The following is a 17,094-nucleotide window of genomic DNA, read 5'->3' on the forward strand; positions in this document are numbered from 1 at the left end:
AGCCATCTATGCCATGCCTTTAAATTTTTTTGTTAAGTGATGACTAATAATTGGCACGCTTTTGTTGGTCAGCCCAAGCTATTGCGCGATTATAGCTTTTAAGGACATTGGCTTTTTTTAAGCCAAGTTTAGTCATTACTACGTTGGTTTTTGACCACTCTGCTCGTTCAATAAACTCTAACAGCATAATTAAGGCCGCCATATCACCTTTACGGGTTAATAATGTGTCTTTTATTTCTTGAGCTAATGGCAGCTTGGTGAGAATATTTGCTAAGTCTTCGTCAACGATGGCATCAATTAACGACAATAAACCGGTTAAAAAAGCTATTGAGCTATCTATTGGGGATTTAATTTCACCGGCCATTAAATCACAAAATTTTGCTCGGATCATAGCCTCATTAATAAGTTCAGATGGCTTGCTGGGATTAATATTTGCTGCAAACATTAAACCCAGAAAACGTATTAATTCAGCTGAGCCTAATATAACCAGTGCTTGTTTAATAGTGGAAATATCAGTGCGGCGTTTAAAAATTGCTGAGTTGGCATAACGCAGTAGTTTGTAGGACAAAGTAACATCCCGTTCAAAAACTGATGTAATACTGGCAAGGTCTAACTCTTTTTTTGAGGTTTCATAGAGGAGTTCTGCCATTGTTATTTGTGATGGTGATAGATTTTTGGTTTTTATCATTTCAGGCTTAGCGAAAAAGAAGCCTTGAAATAATTCAAAATCTAACGCTAACGCTTGGTTATACTCTTCGTAGGTTTCAACTTTTTCTGCTAGTAATTTAATGTGTGGAAAATCTTTAATGGCAGCTTTTATAATTTTTATGGTGTTTAATGTAGTGATTTTCCAGTCAATTTTAATGATGTGTATAAATGGATAAAAGTGTTGCCATACAGGTTGATGAATATAATCATCTAACGCTATGGTATAGCCTTTTTCATGTAAATCTTTGCATATCGATAATAATTTTTTACCCGGCTTTACAGTCTCTAAAATTTCAATAACCACTTCTTCTGGTGTTAATGTTTCTGGATAACCTTTAATAAGAGTTTCTAAAGTAAAATTAATAAAGGCAGGTTTATTGCCAGTAAATTCACTAATGCCAAGATTAAAGTTACTGGCTTCAATAATTTTTGTTGTCGCTTCGTCACCATCAATATCGGGGAAAACATTGATGATGCTATCGCGAAACAATAGTTCGTAGGCAAATAGGTTTTTATCTATATCTAATATTGGCTGCCTAGCTGCGTAAAAGTACATTCAAATTCCTAATTAACTCTATGTTATAAAGAATAATTTTGTCATTTTTTATTTAGTATTATTCTTTAGTTAACTTAATTTTCACATTAGCTGGTTTATTTATAACACAAATAATTGTTAATACTTACGAAAAACATGGAATCAACTATTAACTAAGCCTATTATTGTTGCTCACGTTCAATTGAGTAGTAATATGCTATTTATTTGAACAGTTTTAATGCCAAACGAATTAATTACCGTTAAGTGGTAAAATAAATTGTTTCGATTGGTATAATGTTTTTCGGAGGTTAAATGGCTGTAGGAACGATGATTTCATTGGCACTATACTTTGTTGTTATGTTGGGAATAGGTATTTATGCTTATAGAAAATCAACTAGCGATGTATCTGGTTTTATGCTTGGAGGACGTAGTTTAGGACCTGGGGTAACAGCGCTGTCTGCAGGGGCCTCAGACATGAGCGGTTGGATGCTAATGGGTGTACCCGGGTTAATGTTTACGGTAGGCTTGAGTAGTGCTTGGATTTCTTTTGGCTTAGTCCTCGGTGCTTATTTAAATTACCTTATCGTAGCACCCAGATTAAGAACTTATACCGAGATGGCAAATGACTCGATTACTTTGCCCGATTTTTTCGAAAATCGCTTTGCTGATAGCTCACATGCACTTCGCATCACTTCTTCGATTGTTATTATTTTATTTTTTACCTTATATACTTCTTCAGGCATTGTTGCTGGTGGTAAATTATTTGAAAGTTCGTTTGGCCTAACCTATGAAGTAGGTCTATATGTTACCGCTGGTGTTGTGGTACTTTATACACTTTTTGGTGGTTTTTTAGCCGTGAGTCTGACTGATTTTGTGCAAGGCTGTATTATGTTTGTTGCCTTGGTGCTTGTGCCTATTGTCGCGATCTCTGATGTTGGAGGCACTGACGCTATGATGCAAGCTATTGAAAAGGTCGACCCTGCATTCATAGACTTATTTAGTGGTGTCACTATTATTACCATAATTTCTGCCATGGCATGGGGATTAGGTTATTTTGGTCAGCCTCATATTATTGTTCGCTTTATGGCTATTCGTTCAGTAGAAGATGTACCAGCAGCAAGAAGAATAGGTATGAGTTGGATGATCGTTTCATTGTGTGGTGCTATGGCTACTGGTCTTGCCGGTGTGGCTTATGCGGCTAAAGTAGGCTTGGTAGTTGATGATGCCGAAACAATATTTATTTTACTAGGTCAGGTACTGTTTCACCCTCTTATCGCTGGCTTTATACTTGCGGCGATTCTAGCGGCGATTATGAGCACCATTTCTTCGCAATTATTGGTGACATCAAGTTCATTAACGGGCGATATTTATCAAGCCTTTTTGAATAAAAACGCTAGTGAAAAGCAATTAGTATTGGTTGGCCGAATATCAGTCGCCTTGGTAGCCATTGTTGCTATTTTTCTTGCTTACGATAGAGAAAGCTCAATATTAACTTTAGTCAGTAATGCTTGGGCCGGTTTCGGTGCTGCATTTGGACCCTTGGTTATTATGAGTCTGTATTGGAAGAAAATGAATCGACATGGTGCATTAGCCGGTATGTTGACCGGAGCTATTACCGTTTTAGTTTGGATGTATGCGCCTATAACGCTAAATGGTCAGCACCTTAGTGACGTGATGTATGAAATTGTACCTGGCTTTATTATGGCCAGTATCGCGATTGTATTGGTTAGTCGCTTAACAACAAAAGAACAACCAGAAATTGAAAAATTATTTGATGAGGTTGTTGCTAAACATAGTTAAAACTAAAATAAGCTAATAGAGATAGCGTTGAGTTTTAAGTTATTAGCTGGCAGTTAAAAGAACAGATTTAGCTGTTAGTAATAACTTTAAACTCTTAAGTAGTTTTAAGTAAGTTATAGAAGTCGTTAATTCATATTAACGGCTTTTTTTTGTTATTTTTTCTTTCTGAGCAATATTTTTAAGCTAACGCCTTTAATATCGCTCGATTGTTAAACTTTGGAATTTGAACCCAAGCCATTGTGGTAGCTATCACTTAGCTCTCATTTAGCGCTTGCCAGAGCTTTGATAATAAATAGAACTTTCACCTATGCAAGTCAGCTATGGGCGTTTATCGAAGTGCGAGGTAACGGCAAAAAAGCGAATTTAAAGACGATTTAATATACGGTGTTTATTGTCTTATAAGGACCTAAAAAGCTTGATATTAGCTATTCGTAGCGGCATAAGACTAGTATATTCATGTACAAAGGATGTAGAACATTGGGGGGCAACGCAGGAGCCGTGATCAAGAATAACTATTGTCTTGATGAAATTTTAGTAACCGCTCTAATTGACTTCAGATGTAAGCTATTAATATCGTAGCAATCAAGACATGGACGTAGGTATTCAGGTTCAGTCTGAAGCGATGAACCTGTAATCTAAGATTTTTTAAGTCTACTAAGTGGTAAGGCAACTATTGAGATGAGTACAAGTTTGACTACTAAATTGACCAGGTAATATGATTACTCACTCGTTCCTGCCATTGCTTTATGGGCTCTTTTTTATCTCCTACCACAATGATATTTGAATGATTAAAGTTTAATGACCGACCTTGTAATTTATCATTAGCAAAATTAGTAATAAATTTAATATCTTCATCATTGGGCAAAATAAAAATATTGACCGGACTTGATTGACCTTGAAACACTAAGTGGAGGCTGTTACTGCCATCAAAGCGACAATAATCAGCAAAGATTAAGCTACCAAAGGTACTATCAAAACTGCCCTTAAATGTCGCCATTTTCTCATTTAATGAGGCCAGTGTTACCCTTGGTTGATCATTGTTAGAGAAGTGTGATGCCTCATAATTAACATGCGCAATAGCATAGTCACCCAGGTTTTTATAAGTTTTAGAAAACATCATAAAGTTAACGGTTAAACCCATCACTAGTGCAACAGATGCTGCCATCGACAAACGAACACGTGTTTTACGTTTTTGTTGCTGATGGCTAGCAAAAGTTTGGCGTAAAATTAACTTATTAGCTAAATCTTCAGGCACGGGGATATGCATGGCTTGTGCGATTTTATTTTCTAATGTGTCAAGTTCTTGCGAAAACTTTTGTTTTGCCGAATCACTTTTAATGGCGGCATTGATAGCATCATCACGGTTATTTGGCTCTGCTAGCATACTGCGTCTAAATTTCAAGTCATCCATTGTGTAGACCTCTTAATTTTGGCTCGTCGTCTACGGCCTCTTTCAATTGATTGCGTGCACGAAATAATCGTGTCATCACGGTATTTTTATTCAGTGACAAGATACCGGCAATTTCTTCACCACTGAAACCACCAATCACCTGTAAAACTAAGGGTTCACGATACTCTTCAGGCATTTTTTCTATTTTTTCCCGTAACCAATAGTGTTCAATTTCCTGTTCGCTACTGGTGGCTTTGACATCGGCAATAGTTGCTTCTTCATATTCGCTCATGTCAAAACGCTTACGCTCAAAACGACGAGCGTTTTCTCTGCGCAGAATAGTGATTAACCATGATTTTGCCGCCTTTTCGTCTTTTAACGAGTCAAGAGCGCGCCATGCACGTAAAAATGTTTCTTGCACTAAATCTTCGGCAATATGCTTATCGTGGCATAACCAGTAGCCATATCGATATAAATCTGCATGTAATGCTTTAACGAGTGCTTCGTATCTAACTTGTTTTGTCGCCATGTTGTAAAAGACCTGAGGCTTTGTCATTTTATTTCACACAAATAAACTTATTTACGTAACCCCACTATAGCTTAAATAACTGTTTGAAATTTAATTGGATTAACGTTTGCTAGAGATAGCTATTGTTAAAAAACTTTTAAGCCAAGCGTGATAGTTTTTAGTGCCAAGTTATGAGCGGTAGGTTTTGGCTCTATAAGGTTATTCGTTTGCTTAACGGTTGACGGACTAAAGTCCGACCTACAAAAAAATTGGCTAACGTTGCATTGTCATCCATAGTTTTCTGTAGATTGGACTTTAGTCCATTAAGTTAAATAAAATTTAACTATTTTTGACACCAATGCCGCCCATAAAGAAGTATATTTAATTTAATAGGTCGGCTTTATTTATTTTGAAAAGTTGATTTCAATAACATTAATTTAGAGAAGCTTGATTGCTAGACGCCGCTAAGGGTTAATGCTGATAGCAGCCACGGGTGATTTGCTTAGTTTGCTTTTATTCAGAGCTTGAATAGCAAGGATCAGCTTGTTGCCTGACCAAGCACTTGGGTTTTTTCCATAATAGCTTTGTTGCAACTCAATAATAGCGTTAGAGAGTGCGGGGTCGTTAAAATAATTGTGCAATGAGTCAAGTGTTGTTAGTTCTTGGCTTTGATTATTGTCTAATGATTGTTGCTGTGATTGATAGCGTGCCCATGGCAGCAAACACGCTAAGGCTAATTCGCCATTATTTTTCTTACAAGCAGCTAAGATAGCAAGATGAGCATTATTGAACTTGGTGTTAGTTTCACTCTTGGCTTGCTTAGACTTAAAAGGGCGCTTTGCTGTTATATACCAAGCTAATAAGGTGACTAGCCATAAGGCTAGAAATAGCCATTGCAAGAAGGTGTTTTGCGGAATGATTACGCTTTCTACAACCCCTGGTGTTGTTGGGGTTTCAAGATTCATGCGTGGTGGTTGCTGGATGGTACTTGCTGCTATATCAGCGTTGGGTAAAACGATAATTTTTTGCCCTGCTATTGTCGCTATTTCTGCTTTATTAGTGACGGTATTCCACCAAGGGATACTAATTTCGGGTAACTGATATTCACCGGCTTTACTGGCAACAATGGCAAAGTTGACCACTTTTTGGCTGACTAAACGTGCATTGTTTAGGCCGGTATGCAGTTTAGCTTGATCTGGGTATACTTTTAGACCTTGTGGAACTTGCATGGTAATTTCAGGTAGTTGCTCCTCTGAAAGCCCGACTGCAGTGAGTGTAATGGTGCGAGTGATTGGTTCGCCCACTTTAAATTTTCTTGGTGCGGGTTGAAACTCTTGCTGCAAAGCGAATAATTCGCTTGGCAGCCATAGCCCGTTAACTTGCACTGGAATAGCTTTAACCGTTAAGGCTATATCGTCACCTACCACACTAACCGGTTTAGTATCGGCATAACTTAAAAAGTTAGATCGCCTTGCCGAGGCTTTGATGATCTCGCCAGAAAAAATCGGTGCTTTTAATATCATATCACCGCTTTTTTGTGGGCTAATGGCGTACACGCGTTCAATAACGCGATAACGTTTACCTTTAATAATACTTTCTGATTCTTCGTCCTTGCCTATTTGTAAAATATTCGCGCTGATTAGGCTTGGTTCGCTCAAACTGCCACGTTTTAATTCTGCAGCGAAGTGTAGCTTTACGGTTAAAGTGATTTGCTGTTGAACGTATAAGTCGGTGGCAGAGGCTTGTGTGGTGATAAACAGGTCTTGCTGTTTTGAAGTGGCTGATTCGTTTGCCGCTAGTGAATTAATGGTGATGACTTGGGTTTTGAAACCATTAATGTCAAATGCGGGTATTACTAGCTCACCTGAATTTCGAGGTATTAACACCGTATTCCATGTGGTGGTGCGTGTGGTGTCAAAATTGATCATGCTAGTTTGTGAGCTAACCGATGTTCTACCGACAATAAAGTCAGTTAATAGTGCTGAGGTATCTAAGGCATTTCTATCAACATTATCATCGGCGGTAATGGTTAATATTAACGATTCATTAGCCATGGTCAGGTTTTTATCAACCGATGCGCTGACTTTTGTTAACGCGTAGCTATGAGATGATAATAAAATAGCCAACAAAGAAATTATAACTTTTACCACTTTTTCTTAACTCCTACATTTCGACGATCTTGATTACGTTTTTGATACTCTAATTGCATTTTATTTCTCAGTAACATATAGGGGTCATCAGTGACTTTGTTGAGTAATTGTTGATGTTTTTGTTCGGTTTCTTTGGCCAATTGTTCGGCTAGCTTTTTGGCTGCTAGGCTTTGTGCATCGTTTGAATTTTCAGGGCTTTCCGCTTGCTGTTGTTCTGATTGCTGTTGTTTATCGCGGTCAGTTTTTTGCTGATCTTTTTGTTTTTGGCGTTCTTCAGCATCTTTTTGCGCAGAAGATTCATCTTGTTCGCCGGGGTCTTTTTTTTCTGAGTTCTGTTGATTTTGTTGCTGTTCGCTGTCTTTGCTGTCACTATTTTCGTTTTGGCTGTCTTGACTCTCACCGTCTTGGTTTTCACCCTGTTGATCATTGTCTTGCTGGTCGTTGTTTTGTTGATCATTTTTCTGTTGATCGTCATCTGATTCTTGCTCTTGCTGTTCTTGTTCTTGCTTTAACTTTTCAAGCAAGGCTTTATTCGCTTTTGCATCGGCTAAGTTCGGATCGCGCTGTAAGGCTTGTTCATAGGCCGCTATCGCATCGTCTAATTTTTCTAATTTAGCTAAAGCATTACCTTGATTAAATAACGCCTCTGCGGTGTTTTCTTGTTTAAATGCGGCCAAGGCTTGTTGATAATCACCAGCTTTGTAGTAGGCACTACCTTGCCATAGTGGGTTGTTAAATTGTGCTGCTGCTTGCTGATATTGCTCATTGTTAAAGTGTGCTTGACCTTGTTGATCTTTAGTTTTCCAAAGATCTTGCCAAATATCAGCCTGAGCCTTGTTATTGGGTATTAACATGAAAGCGAACGGCAGGGTTACCAGTAGTGCGCCACGTCTAAAATAACTTAACACCATAGGCAGAATTAATAACAGCAGGTAGGGGCCAAACTCTTGCCATTGATCACCGGTATTTTCACTGGCTTTGGTGTTGTCTTTATCTATGTCAGTGCTGAGCGGTTTGAAGGTCAGTCGTTCAATATCTTTGTTGTTCTGGCTCAGGGTAGCGTAGTTGCCTCTACCGCGTTGAGCTAAGCCCTGTAATGCCTGCACTGTTAACTTAGGCACAATAATCGCGCCATTGTCATCTTTCATTAGTTCGCCATTACTGAGTTTAATGGGTGCGCCCGTTTTTGTACCAATGCCAAGAATATTAAGCCGATAAGGATGGTCGCGTGACCATTGGGTTATATCTTGAATATCAATATTATCGATACCGTCAGTGAACCAATAAATATCGCCGTCTTTATGACCGGCATTGATTAACATTTCATTGGCCAGTGCCAATGCGGCAAATGGGTTGCTACCAAGCACCGGCATAAGTTCGGGGCTTAATGAGGGTAAAAGTAATTTTATATTATTGCTGTCATCGGTTAACGGACTAATATTAAAAGCATCACCCGCATAAGCAATAAGACCGATTTCACCATCTTTAATACTATCGAGTAAATCTATGGCTTTATAACGTGCGCGTGTCAGGCGATTAGGAGCAACGTCGGTGGCATACATAGAATACGACATATCCATAATCAACACTGAGCCTTGTGCTACTTGATACACTGGCTGTGGTAGTTTTTGCCAACTCGGTCCTGCCATGGCTAAAATTGACAGTAAGCCGATTAAAAACGGCAGCAGCAATGAGTTAGATTTTGCTTTAGCGTTACCTTGCACTAATACTTTTGCTAAATGTGCCGGTAACAGTTTCTGCCAGCCTGACTGCTTAACACGCAATTTTTTTAACATAAACAGCATTAAAAATAAGCCAATAATAGCTAATAGCCAGAGCGGGCGAATAAAATGAAAGTCAGCCATATTAATCCGTCACTCCGCTTGCTGATTTTTTGCTGATGAAAAATTGACCATTGGAGATGCTCTTAGTTAACAGCGTGAGTAAGCTTATCAGCAAGGCTAAGCCTAAAGGCCAGTGGAACAAAGCGGTTAAAGGTCGCATTTGTTGTTGTTCTTGTTCTACGGGTTCAAGAGCGTCCAATAGTTGATAAATTTCACTCATGTCTTCACTGGCGCGAGCGCGAAAATAATAACCACCGGTTTCATCCGCCAGACGTTGTAAAGACTCTTCATCAAGATCACTTGAAGGGTTGACGCGACGAGCGCCAAATAATGAGTTTTGCACCATAACATCAGCGCCAATACCAATAGTGTATATGGTGATATTTTTTGCTACAGCTAATTCAAGCGCTTGGTCGGGGGTAATTTTACCCGCGGTATTTTGACCATCGGTCAGTAACAATAAAACCCTATTCGATTCTTTCTTTTCATCAAAGCGCTTAACAGCAAGTGCGATAGCGTCACCAATCGCGGTTTTTTTGCCGACTAAGCCCAACACGGTTTCATCAAGCATTTGTTGCACGGTTTTACGATCAAAGGTCATCGGCGTTTGCATATAAGCATCGTCACCAAATAAGATCAAACCTAACCTGTCACCGCTGCGTCGTGCGATAAATTCACCCAGTAATTGCTTTAACATATCAAGACGATTAACGCTGCGGCCATTGAGGGTCATGTCCTCTACTTGCATACTGCCGGATAAATCAACCGCGATCATCATCTCGCGTCCTTCAGTGGGTACATTGACGGATTCACCCAGCCATTGTGGTTGAGTGGTCGCCAGTACCAGTAACAGCCAAATAAGGCTGAGTATTAGTACTGATGATTTTTTCTTTTCGGGGGCAAACTCTGGTGTCTGAATACCTTTAATGATGGTGGGCATTCTAAGTGGCGCGGCTTGTACTTGTTTTTTAGCCGGTAACCAATAGACAAGTAACGGCAACGGTAGGGCGATTAAGGCCCAGAGAAAATCAAAATGGATCATGACTTTGCTCCGTCATTTTTAATCACTAGGTTAGCTGATTTATCGGCTGCTGGACTGGTATGCAAGCCAGTGTTTGTGTTTTTAATTATTGCAGGCGCTGAGATAGCTAACTCTTTTTTTGGTGGTAAAGCATGGCTAAGCCATAATTTCGCTGCGCTTGAAAATTCAGCCGATATTTTACTTTCCGTAGTACTTGCCGTAGTACTTGCTGCAACACTTTGGTAAACAGAGATAAAGTGTTCGGCGCTAAGTTCAGTAAACTTTTGCTGATGCTTAGGGGGCAATGTGGCGATTAAAAAGCTTTTAAAAGCATCGCCAGTTAAGTGTGCGACTTGCGGTCGTGGAAAGTATTGTAAAGCTGACCATTTTAATAAGGCTACCATAGCGCTGATGTCAGTCGCTGTTGATAATTGTTTGAGTGCCATTTTTTGCGCCTGACGTTTAATCATGGCTTGTCGCAGCTTTAATAGGCCATACATGATTAAGGCTAAAACAATAATGGCTAAAAGCCACCAACCTGGTGCAATAGGATAACCGTGCACATTGGCGGGTAGATGAATATCACTTAATTGTGCTAGCGGATCCATGACGCTACTCCGCGATGTAATTGAGTTTCGAGTGCTTCACTGGCACAAAAGTGCAGTAAGCGCACGCCAGCTTTAGTTAGTTTTTCTTCTTTGGTGTTACTTAAACTCAGGGCCTGTTGATGATATTTTTCAGCCAGTGCTGGGTCACCGAGTATTAATTGTTGTCGCTCATCACTATCATCACCATTAGTGATACCAACGCTAATTTTCTGTTTACTCTCTGGCAGTTTTTGTTCGAGTGGATCGCTGAGCAAGCAAACAACTAATTCACAATGTCGAGTAATATTAGCTAAATGGCGCACCGCTTCATCTGTGAGATTAAAGGCATCGGTGATCAGATACACTAAGCTACCGGGTTTAGCGAGTTGGCGTAGGCGCGCACAGTTTTGTTCAAAGGCTAATACTGCTTGTTCACGGTCTAAGGGCTCGCTAGCAATAGTTAAAGAGTCCGCGTGTTTCGTAACTAACGCATGCAAGTAATGCAGCACACCTTGTTGTCGGCTACGGGGTTTTAATTCTTGGTGACTGTGTTGGTTAAAGACAATACCGCCAATGCGATCGCCGCGTGACTTGGCATGCCAAGCCACTAAGGCTGCAACATGGGCTGCTTGCACTGATTTAAAAAGTAAACGGCTACCAAAAAGCATGCTGGTGCTTAAGTCGGTGGCAATAAGCACGGGGCGTTCCACTTCTTCATGAAATAATTTTGTGTGTGTTTTTCCTGTGCGAGCCGTTACCCGCCAGTCAATAGCACGAATGTCGTCACCATTTTGATAATGGCGAACTTCATCAAACTCCATGCCTCGACCTTTGCTGCGGGCGAGATAATTGCCTGACATTTTGCCACGTAAACTTTTTGAGGCGGCTAAATTAATGAGTGAGCTTTTAGCCTGATAACGAATTAACTCTGCAATGGTTAATTCGATGCCATTACTGACCAGTTCATTAAGCAACAATTGCGGGTTGTTTTGCTCGGTCGATTTTTTTTGATTAAACCACATAAAGGTAACTTGCGCTTAGGCAACCGCCACTAAGCTGAGTAAGTGATCAAGTAGTTGATTACTACTGATACCTTCTGCTTCAGCTTGATAAGTCATTATTATCCGGTGACGCAATACGTTGTGAAAAACCGCTTGAACATCTTCAGGGCTAACAAAGTCTCGGTTATTTAGCCAAGCTCTTGCTCGTGCACAGCGGTCAAGTGCGATAGTAGCGCGCGGGCTAGCACCGTAGGCAAGCCATTGTTTTAATTTGTCGTCGTACTTTTCTGGCTGACGAGTTGCCATGATCAAATCAACGATATAGTTTTCCACTGCTGGCGCCATATGAATTTGCATGGTTTCTTTGCGAGCAGCAAAAATATCAGCCTGAGTCATTTGTTTAATGGCTTTTTTTTCTACTTTTAACGCTTCACCGCGGTTAAGTTTTAAAATTTCTAACTCACTAGTGGCATTAGGGTAATCGATTTCAACATGCATTAAAAAACGGTCAAGTTGCGCTTCAGGCAGCGGATAAGTGCCTTCTTGCTCAATTGGGTTTTGTGTTGCCATGACTAAAAATAATTCAGGTAAGGGGTAAGTATGGCGACCCACCGTAATTTGGCCTTCCGCCATTGCCTCTAATAAGGCAGACTGAACTTTTGCCGGCGCGCGGTTTATTTCATCGGCTAAGACTAAGTTACGAAATAATGGTCCGGGTTGAAAAACAAAGGTACCATCTTCAGGGCGATAGATATCTGTGCCGGTTAAATCTGCGGGTAATAAATCAGGGGTAAACTGAACGCGATGAAAGTCTGCTTCGATACCTTGCGCTAATGCGTTAACCGCACGAGTTTTTGCTAACCCCGGGGGACCTTCTACAATAAGATGTCCATCAGCTAAAAGCGCTATCAGTAAGTTTTCAACAAGGGCGTGCTGTCCAATAATTTGTGAAGATAAATGTTCTTTTAATGAGGAAAAGTGTTCAATAGCCATAGTTTATCGTTCTTATTGATTAAAAAAGTTTAAGTCAGCAGGTCTGACACATAAGTTGATATAAGGTTCAGCTTTTAAAAAACAACCACCATGACAAAATTTTAGGATTTTTTCTTTAGCTTTTTAGTTACTTGGTGTGTTCTCGGTATGTTCAGAGTATAAGTTTGCTTAAATTTTGAAGCTAATGATTGAATTATTTCTATAGTTGGTTAGAATTATCACAAATCCGAAGAGGTCTGACCTCTTGAGTGTTGCAACAAGATGGAATTAAAAATGACAAAATCAAAATTAATAACCGGCAGTGGAGAGCGCATAGCTATAGTCGCGGGCTTACGTACACCGTTTGCAAAGCAAGCGACTGCTTTTCATGGTGTTCCTGCTGTCGACTTAGGCAAAATTGTTGTCAATGAATTACTACAAAAGCATGACGTTGACCCAAAAATTATCGACCAGTTAGTGTTTGGGCAAGTGGTACAAATGCCAGAAGCACCCAATATTGCCCGTGAAATTGTACTAGGTACTGGGATGAATGTTCATACGGATGCTTATAGTGTTTCTCGTGCTTGTGCGACTAGTTTTCAATCTACGGTTAATGTTGCTGAGTCAATTATGGCGGGTTTTGTTGATGTCGGTATTGCCGGCGGTGCTGACTCTTCTTCTGTTGCGCCCATTGGTGTGTCGAAGAAATTCGCTCGCACCTTATTAGATTTAAGTAAAGCCCGCTCATTCGGTGCAAAAATGGCGCTTATTCGCCAGCTTAACTTTAAGGATATATTACCTGTACCTCCGGCTGTTGCCGAATACTCTTCTGGTTTGTCAATGGGACATACCGCAGAGCAAATGGCAAAAACACATGGTATTACCCGTGAAGCACAAGATGCATTAGCGCATCGCTCACATACCTTAGCCACAAAAAGTTGGCAAGAAGGTAAGCTAGCCGGTGAGGTGATGACCGCCCATAGCGAACCCTATAAGTCATTTATCGAGAGAGATAATTGTATTCGTGAAAACTCTGAGTTAGCCAGTTATGCCAAATTACGGCCCGTTTTTGATCGCAAACACGGTACGGTAACAGCGGCGACAAGTACGCCGCTAACCGATGGCGCTTCTGCCATTTTAATGATGCGTGAAGGCAGAGCTAAAGAGCTAGGTTATAAACCTTTAGGTTACATTCGCAGTTACGGCTTTGCTGCGATTGATGTTTGGGAAGATATGTTAATGGGACCAAGTTATGCTTCGCCAATTGCCTTACAGCGTGCTGGCATGAATTTAGCCGATCTAGATTTAATTGAAATGCATGAAGCCTTTGCATCGCAGGCGCTGGCCAACGTGAAAATGTTCGCCAGTAACAAGTTTGCTCAAACGCATTTAGGGCGTGATAAAGCCATTGGTGAAATCGATATGGACAAATTCAATGTTATGGGTGGTTCTTTAGCTTATGGCCATCCGTTTGCTGCAACAGGTACTCGATTGATTGTACAAACATTGAATGAATTAAACCGTCGTGGCGGCGGTGTTGGCTTAACCACAGCTTGTGCAGCTGGTGGTTTAGGCGCGGCTATGATTGTGGAGACAGATTAATGACTGATGTAACAAATAGTGAACAAGCAGAAAATAATAAAACCTTTAGTTTAGCTCGCCAAGAAAATGGTATAGCGCATTTGATCATGGACGTTAAAGGTGACTCTATGAACACTTTGAAAGCTGAATTTTCTGATGAAATAGCGGAAATATTAAAAGAGATACGCGAAGACAAGTCAATTACTGGCTTAGTATTAGCCAGCGGTAAAGCGGATTCTTTTGTCGCCGGTGCTGATGTACATATGTTGGCGAATTGTACTTCTGTTGTACAAGCCACGGCTTTGTCACGTCAAGGGCAAATGATTTTTGATCAACTGGAAAACTTATCAATCCCGGTTGTTGCTGCTGTGCATGGCGCTTGTTTAGGTGGCGGATTAGAGCTTGCTATGGCGTGTCATGCCATCGTTTGTAGTGACAGTCCAAAAACCGTCCTAGGCTTGCCTGAAGTGCAATTAGGTTTACTACCAGGTGGTGGTGGCACGCAACGATTACCCAAGCGTGTTGGGATTCAAAAGTCATTAGATATGATGCTAACCGGTAAGCAATTACGTGCTAAGCAAGCATTAAAAGCGGGCTTGGTAAATGAGGTAGTGCCGTCGAGTATTTTACTGAAAACTGCAGAGCAGCTAGTGCTTTCTGGCAAGGTAAAACCTAAAGTTCGTCAATTATCAATGATGGATAAGTTACTTGAAGGTAACAGCGTAGGCCGAAATATTTTATTCTCTAAAGCGACAAAAATGGTATTAGGTCAAACTAAAGGTAACTATCCTGCACCTTTAAAAATAATTGACTGTATTCGAGCTGGTGTGGAGCAAGCTGCTTCAAAAGGTTATCAAGTGGAAGCTGACCATTTTGGTCAATTAGTGATGAGTGATGTTTCTGTTCAGCTTAGACAATTATTTTTTGCCACCACAGATATGAAAAAAGAGCAGGGTGTTGAAGGAGTAGCGCCTAAAAAAATAACAAATACCGCAGTGCTTGGTGGCGGTTTAATGGGAGGAGGTATCGCTTTTGTCACAGCAACAAAAGCTAAATTACCTGTGCGGATAAAAGATATTTCAAATCAAGGTATCAGCCATGCTTTAAAATATGGTTATGATTTGTTAAACAAAAAAGTTAAACGCCGTTTTATGCGTCATAGCGAAATGCAAAGTCAATTAGCGCTAATAACCGGTACGACAGAATATACTGGCTTTGGCAATGTTGGTCTTGTTGTCGAAGCTGTGTTTGAAGATTTAGCCTTAAAACAAAATATGCTGGCGGATATTGAAAGCCATTGTAAAGAGAGTACTATTTTCGCCAGTAACACCTCAAGCTTGCCGATAGGACAAATCGCAGAGCACGCTTTACGACCTGAAAATGTTATTGGTCTACATTACTTTTCGCCGGCTGACAAAATGCCATTAGTGGAAATTATCGGCCACGATAAAACCTCTGATCAAACTATCTCGACTACCGTCGCATTTGCCAAGCAGCAAGGCAAAACACCGATTGTGGTAAAAGATAAAGCCGGTTTTTATGTTAACCGTATTTTAGCGCCTTATTTAAATGAAGCCGCGACGTTATTGCTTGAAGGTTGCTCTATTAAAGCGCTTGATAAAGCTATGGTTAAATTTGGTTTTCCCGTTGGACCTATGCAGCTATTAGATGAAGTGGGCCTTGACGTTGGTGCTAAAATCGGTCCAATTCTACAAGCAGAATTAGGTGATAGATTTGCTCCACCAGCAGCCTTTTCTAAATTAATCGATGATGGCCGTTTAGGTAAAAAAACTAAAAAAGGCTTTTATCAATATAATACTAAAAGCAAGAAAAAATTAGTGGATGAAAGTGTATACGCGTCGCTAGGGCTCAAGGTAAGCAATACGACAGTTACTGACGCACAAGCTGAACGCTGTGTCTATATGATGCTTAACGAGGCAGCTCGTTGTTTGGATGAAGAGATTATCCGTAATGCCCGTGACGGCGATATTGGCGCTATTTTTGGTATAGGCTTCCCGCCTTTTCTTGGTGGACCCTTTAAATATATGGATAAAATTGGCGCGGTAACTTTAGTGAGTAAATTAACCCAATGGCAAGCTGAATTTGGTGAACGATTTACGCCTTGCGATGCCTTAGTGAAAATGGCAGAGCAAAATGAAAGCTTTTATAATTAGCCTATACTCTGGTTAACATTACTTTGTACGGTATTTACTTACTGCTAAGGTGGTGATAGTTCATTTATTAAGGGGGGCAATTTATTGCCTCTTTTTTTATTTTTTTTGAAACAGGACTATTAATTTTGGATCATAAACTGACAATAGAATACATTATTTTTGAATAATTACTCTAAACTTGTTAAAGTGTACATGTGTGTTGGTTTGTGACTTTTTAAGTCTAATTTTTCAAAGTGAGTAAAGCATGATTTTGTTATTCAGCGGAGTGTTAAGCGTTGTTTTTTCTTTGTTTTTTTATTGCCAGGCAATCAGCAGTGGCTTAGGTATAAAGCGATGGGCAATAGCTGGTTTAATGTTTGGTCCTTTTGTTTGGCCAATGTTTTGTATGAAAAAACGTGTAAAGATATACCAGCGTTTTGGTTTTGATTGCTTGTTATTTTCAGCGTAATAAAAAAATATAGCCTGTTTTAATATCAGTACTTTTAATTTATAAAGACGCTAACTTCCTTGTAGCGTAGTGTCTAATAATCTTTATAAATATCAACAGGCTTTATAAGGTCTTAATTCCACCAAGTACTTGCAGGCATTTCTTTTATTTCGATGCTTGCCGCAATAGCATTTTCAGTCTTCGCAGTCATAAATAATGATTTAATTAAATTAATCATAAAGCCTCCTAAATGCTAATTTCGTTACGGCTAGTATCGATACGAACTTCGTTTTTACGAGTTCCAACTTCTTCGATTATAAAAGCTTCATTGTTTATATCTGCTGCTGGAGTTGCTGACATTGCAAAAGAAAGAATTAGTGAACTAAACATGGTATT

13 protein-coding genes are annotated in these 17,094 nt (G+C 39.9%); 3 read left to right on the forward strand and 10 right to left on the reverse strand.

Annotated elements, in window-relative coordinates; translation table 11 throughout:
- Positions 1-43: 43 nt before the first annotated feature.
- A complete protein-coding gene (locus tag H4J46_RS10630) occupies positions 44-1,264 on the reverse strand; it encodes an EAL and HDOD domain-containing protein (protein WP_182233473.1) in 1,221 nt (406 codons plus the stop codon).
- Between the two features lie 291 nt (positions 1,265-1,555).
- Here H4J46_RS10630 and putP point away from each other — a divergent pair, with 291 nt between their 5' ends.
- Positions 1,556-3,043 (forward strand): sodium/proline symporter PutP, encoded by a 1,488-nt coding sequence (gene putP, locus H4J46_RS10635; protein ID WP_182233474.1) that lies wholly within the window; start codon positions 1,556-1,558, stop codon positions 3,041-3,043.
- Between the two features lie 697 nt (positions 3,044-3,740).
- On the opposite strand, the gene H4J46_RS10640 is transcribed toward putP, so the two are convergent.
- The 8 genes from H4J46_RS10640 to H4J46_RS10675 form a co-directional block, all read right to left on the reverse strand.
- Complete coding sequence (locus H4J46_RS10640) at positions 3,741-4,454, reverse strand: DUF3379 family protein (RefSeq protein WP_182233475.1); 714 nt, start codon at positions 4,452-4,454, stop codon at positions 3,741-3,743.
- Entirely contained in the window at positions 4,447-4,962 is a 516-nt protein-coding gene (locus tag H4J46_RS10645; RefSeq protein WP_259365795.1) for a sigma-70 family RNA polymerase sigma factor, read from the reverse strand. The genes H4J46_RS10640 and H4J46_RS10645 overlap by 8 nt, the downstream gene beginning before the upstream one ends.
- Before the next feature lie 443 nt (positions 4,963-5,405).
- Entirely contained in the window at positions 5,406-7,091 is a 1,686-nt protein-coding gene (locus H4J46_RS10650; RefSeq protein ID WP_310650231.1) for a BatD family protein, read from the reverse strand.
- Positions 7,085-8,956 (reverse strand): VWA domain-containing protein, encoded by a 1,872-nt coding sequence (locus H4J46_RS10655; protein ID WP_182233477.1) that lies wholly within the window; start codon positions 8,954-8,956, stop codon positions 7,085-7,087. Before H4J46_RS10655 ends, H4J46_RS10650 begins: the two co-directional genes overlap by 7 nt.
- Position 8,957: 1 nt before the next feature.
- Positions 8,958-9,977 (reverse strand): VWA domain-containing protein, encoded by a 1,020-nt coding sequence (locus H4J46_RS10660; protein ID WP_182233478.1) that lies wholly within the window; start codon positions 9,975-9,977, stop codon positions 8,958-8,960.
- Positions 9,974-10,564: a DUF4381 domain-containing protein gene (locus H4J46_RS10665; RefSeq protein ID WP_182233479.1), complete on the reverse strand. Its 591-nt coding sequence runs from the start codon at positions 10,562-10,564 to the stop codon at positions 9,974-9,976. Before H4J46_RS10665 ends, H4J46_RS10660 begins: the two co-directional genes overlap by 4 nt.
- Complete coding sequence (locus H4J46_RS10670) at positions 10,552-11,565, reverse strand: DUF58 domain-containing protein (RefSeq protein ID WP_182233480.1); 1,014 nt, start codon at positions 11,563-11,565, stop codon at positions 10,552-10,554. Before H4J46_RS10670 ends, H4J46_RS10665 begins: the two co-directional genes overlap by 13 nt.
- Positions 11,566-11,580: 15 nt before the next feature.
- The gene (locus tag H4J46_RS10675) at positions 11,581-12,537 is read right to left on the reverse strand and encodes a MoxR family ATPase (RefSeq protein ID WP_182233481.1); all 957 of its coding nucleotides are present in this window, start codon (positions 12,535-12,537) and stop codon (positions 11,581-11,583) included.
- Between the two features lie 273 nt (positions 12,538-12,810).
- On the opposite strand from H4J46_RS10675, the gene fadI reads away from it, so the two are divergent.
- Both fadI and fadJ read left to right on the forward strand, forming a co-directional pair.
- Positions 12,811-14,118 carry an acetyl-CoA C-acyltransferase FadI gene (gene fadI, locus H4J46_RS10680; RefSeq protein ID WP_182233482.1) on the forward strand — a complete coding sequence of 436 codons (1,308 nt, stop codon included), beginning with the start codon at positions 12,811-12,813 and terminating at the stop codon, positions 14,116-14,118.
- Entirely contained in the window at positions 14,118-16,271 is a 2,154-nt protein-coding gene (gene fadJ / locus H4J46_RS10685; protein WP_182233483.1) for a fatty acid oxidation complex subunit alpha FadJ, read from the forward strand. Before fadI ends, fadJ begins: the two co-directional genes overlap by 1 nt.
- A gap of 673 nt (positions 16,272-16,944) precedes the next feature.
- Here the strand turns inward: fadJ and H4J46_RS10690 are convergent.
- A complete protein-coding gene (locus tag H4J46_RS10690; RefSeq protein ID WP_182233484.1) occupies positions 16,945-17,088 on the reverse strand; it encodes a hypothetical protein in 144 nt (47 codons plus the stop codon).
- Positions 17,089-17,094: the final 6 nt, after the last annotated feature.

The sequence above is a fragment of the Colwellia sp. MB02u-6 genome (assembly GCF_014077095.1).
Lineage (GTDB): Bacteria > Pseudomonadota > Gammaproteobacteria > Enterobacterales > Alteromonadaceae > Cognaticolwellia.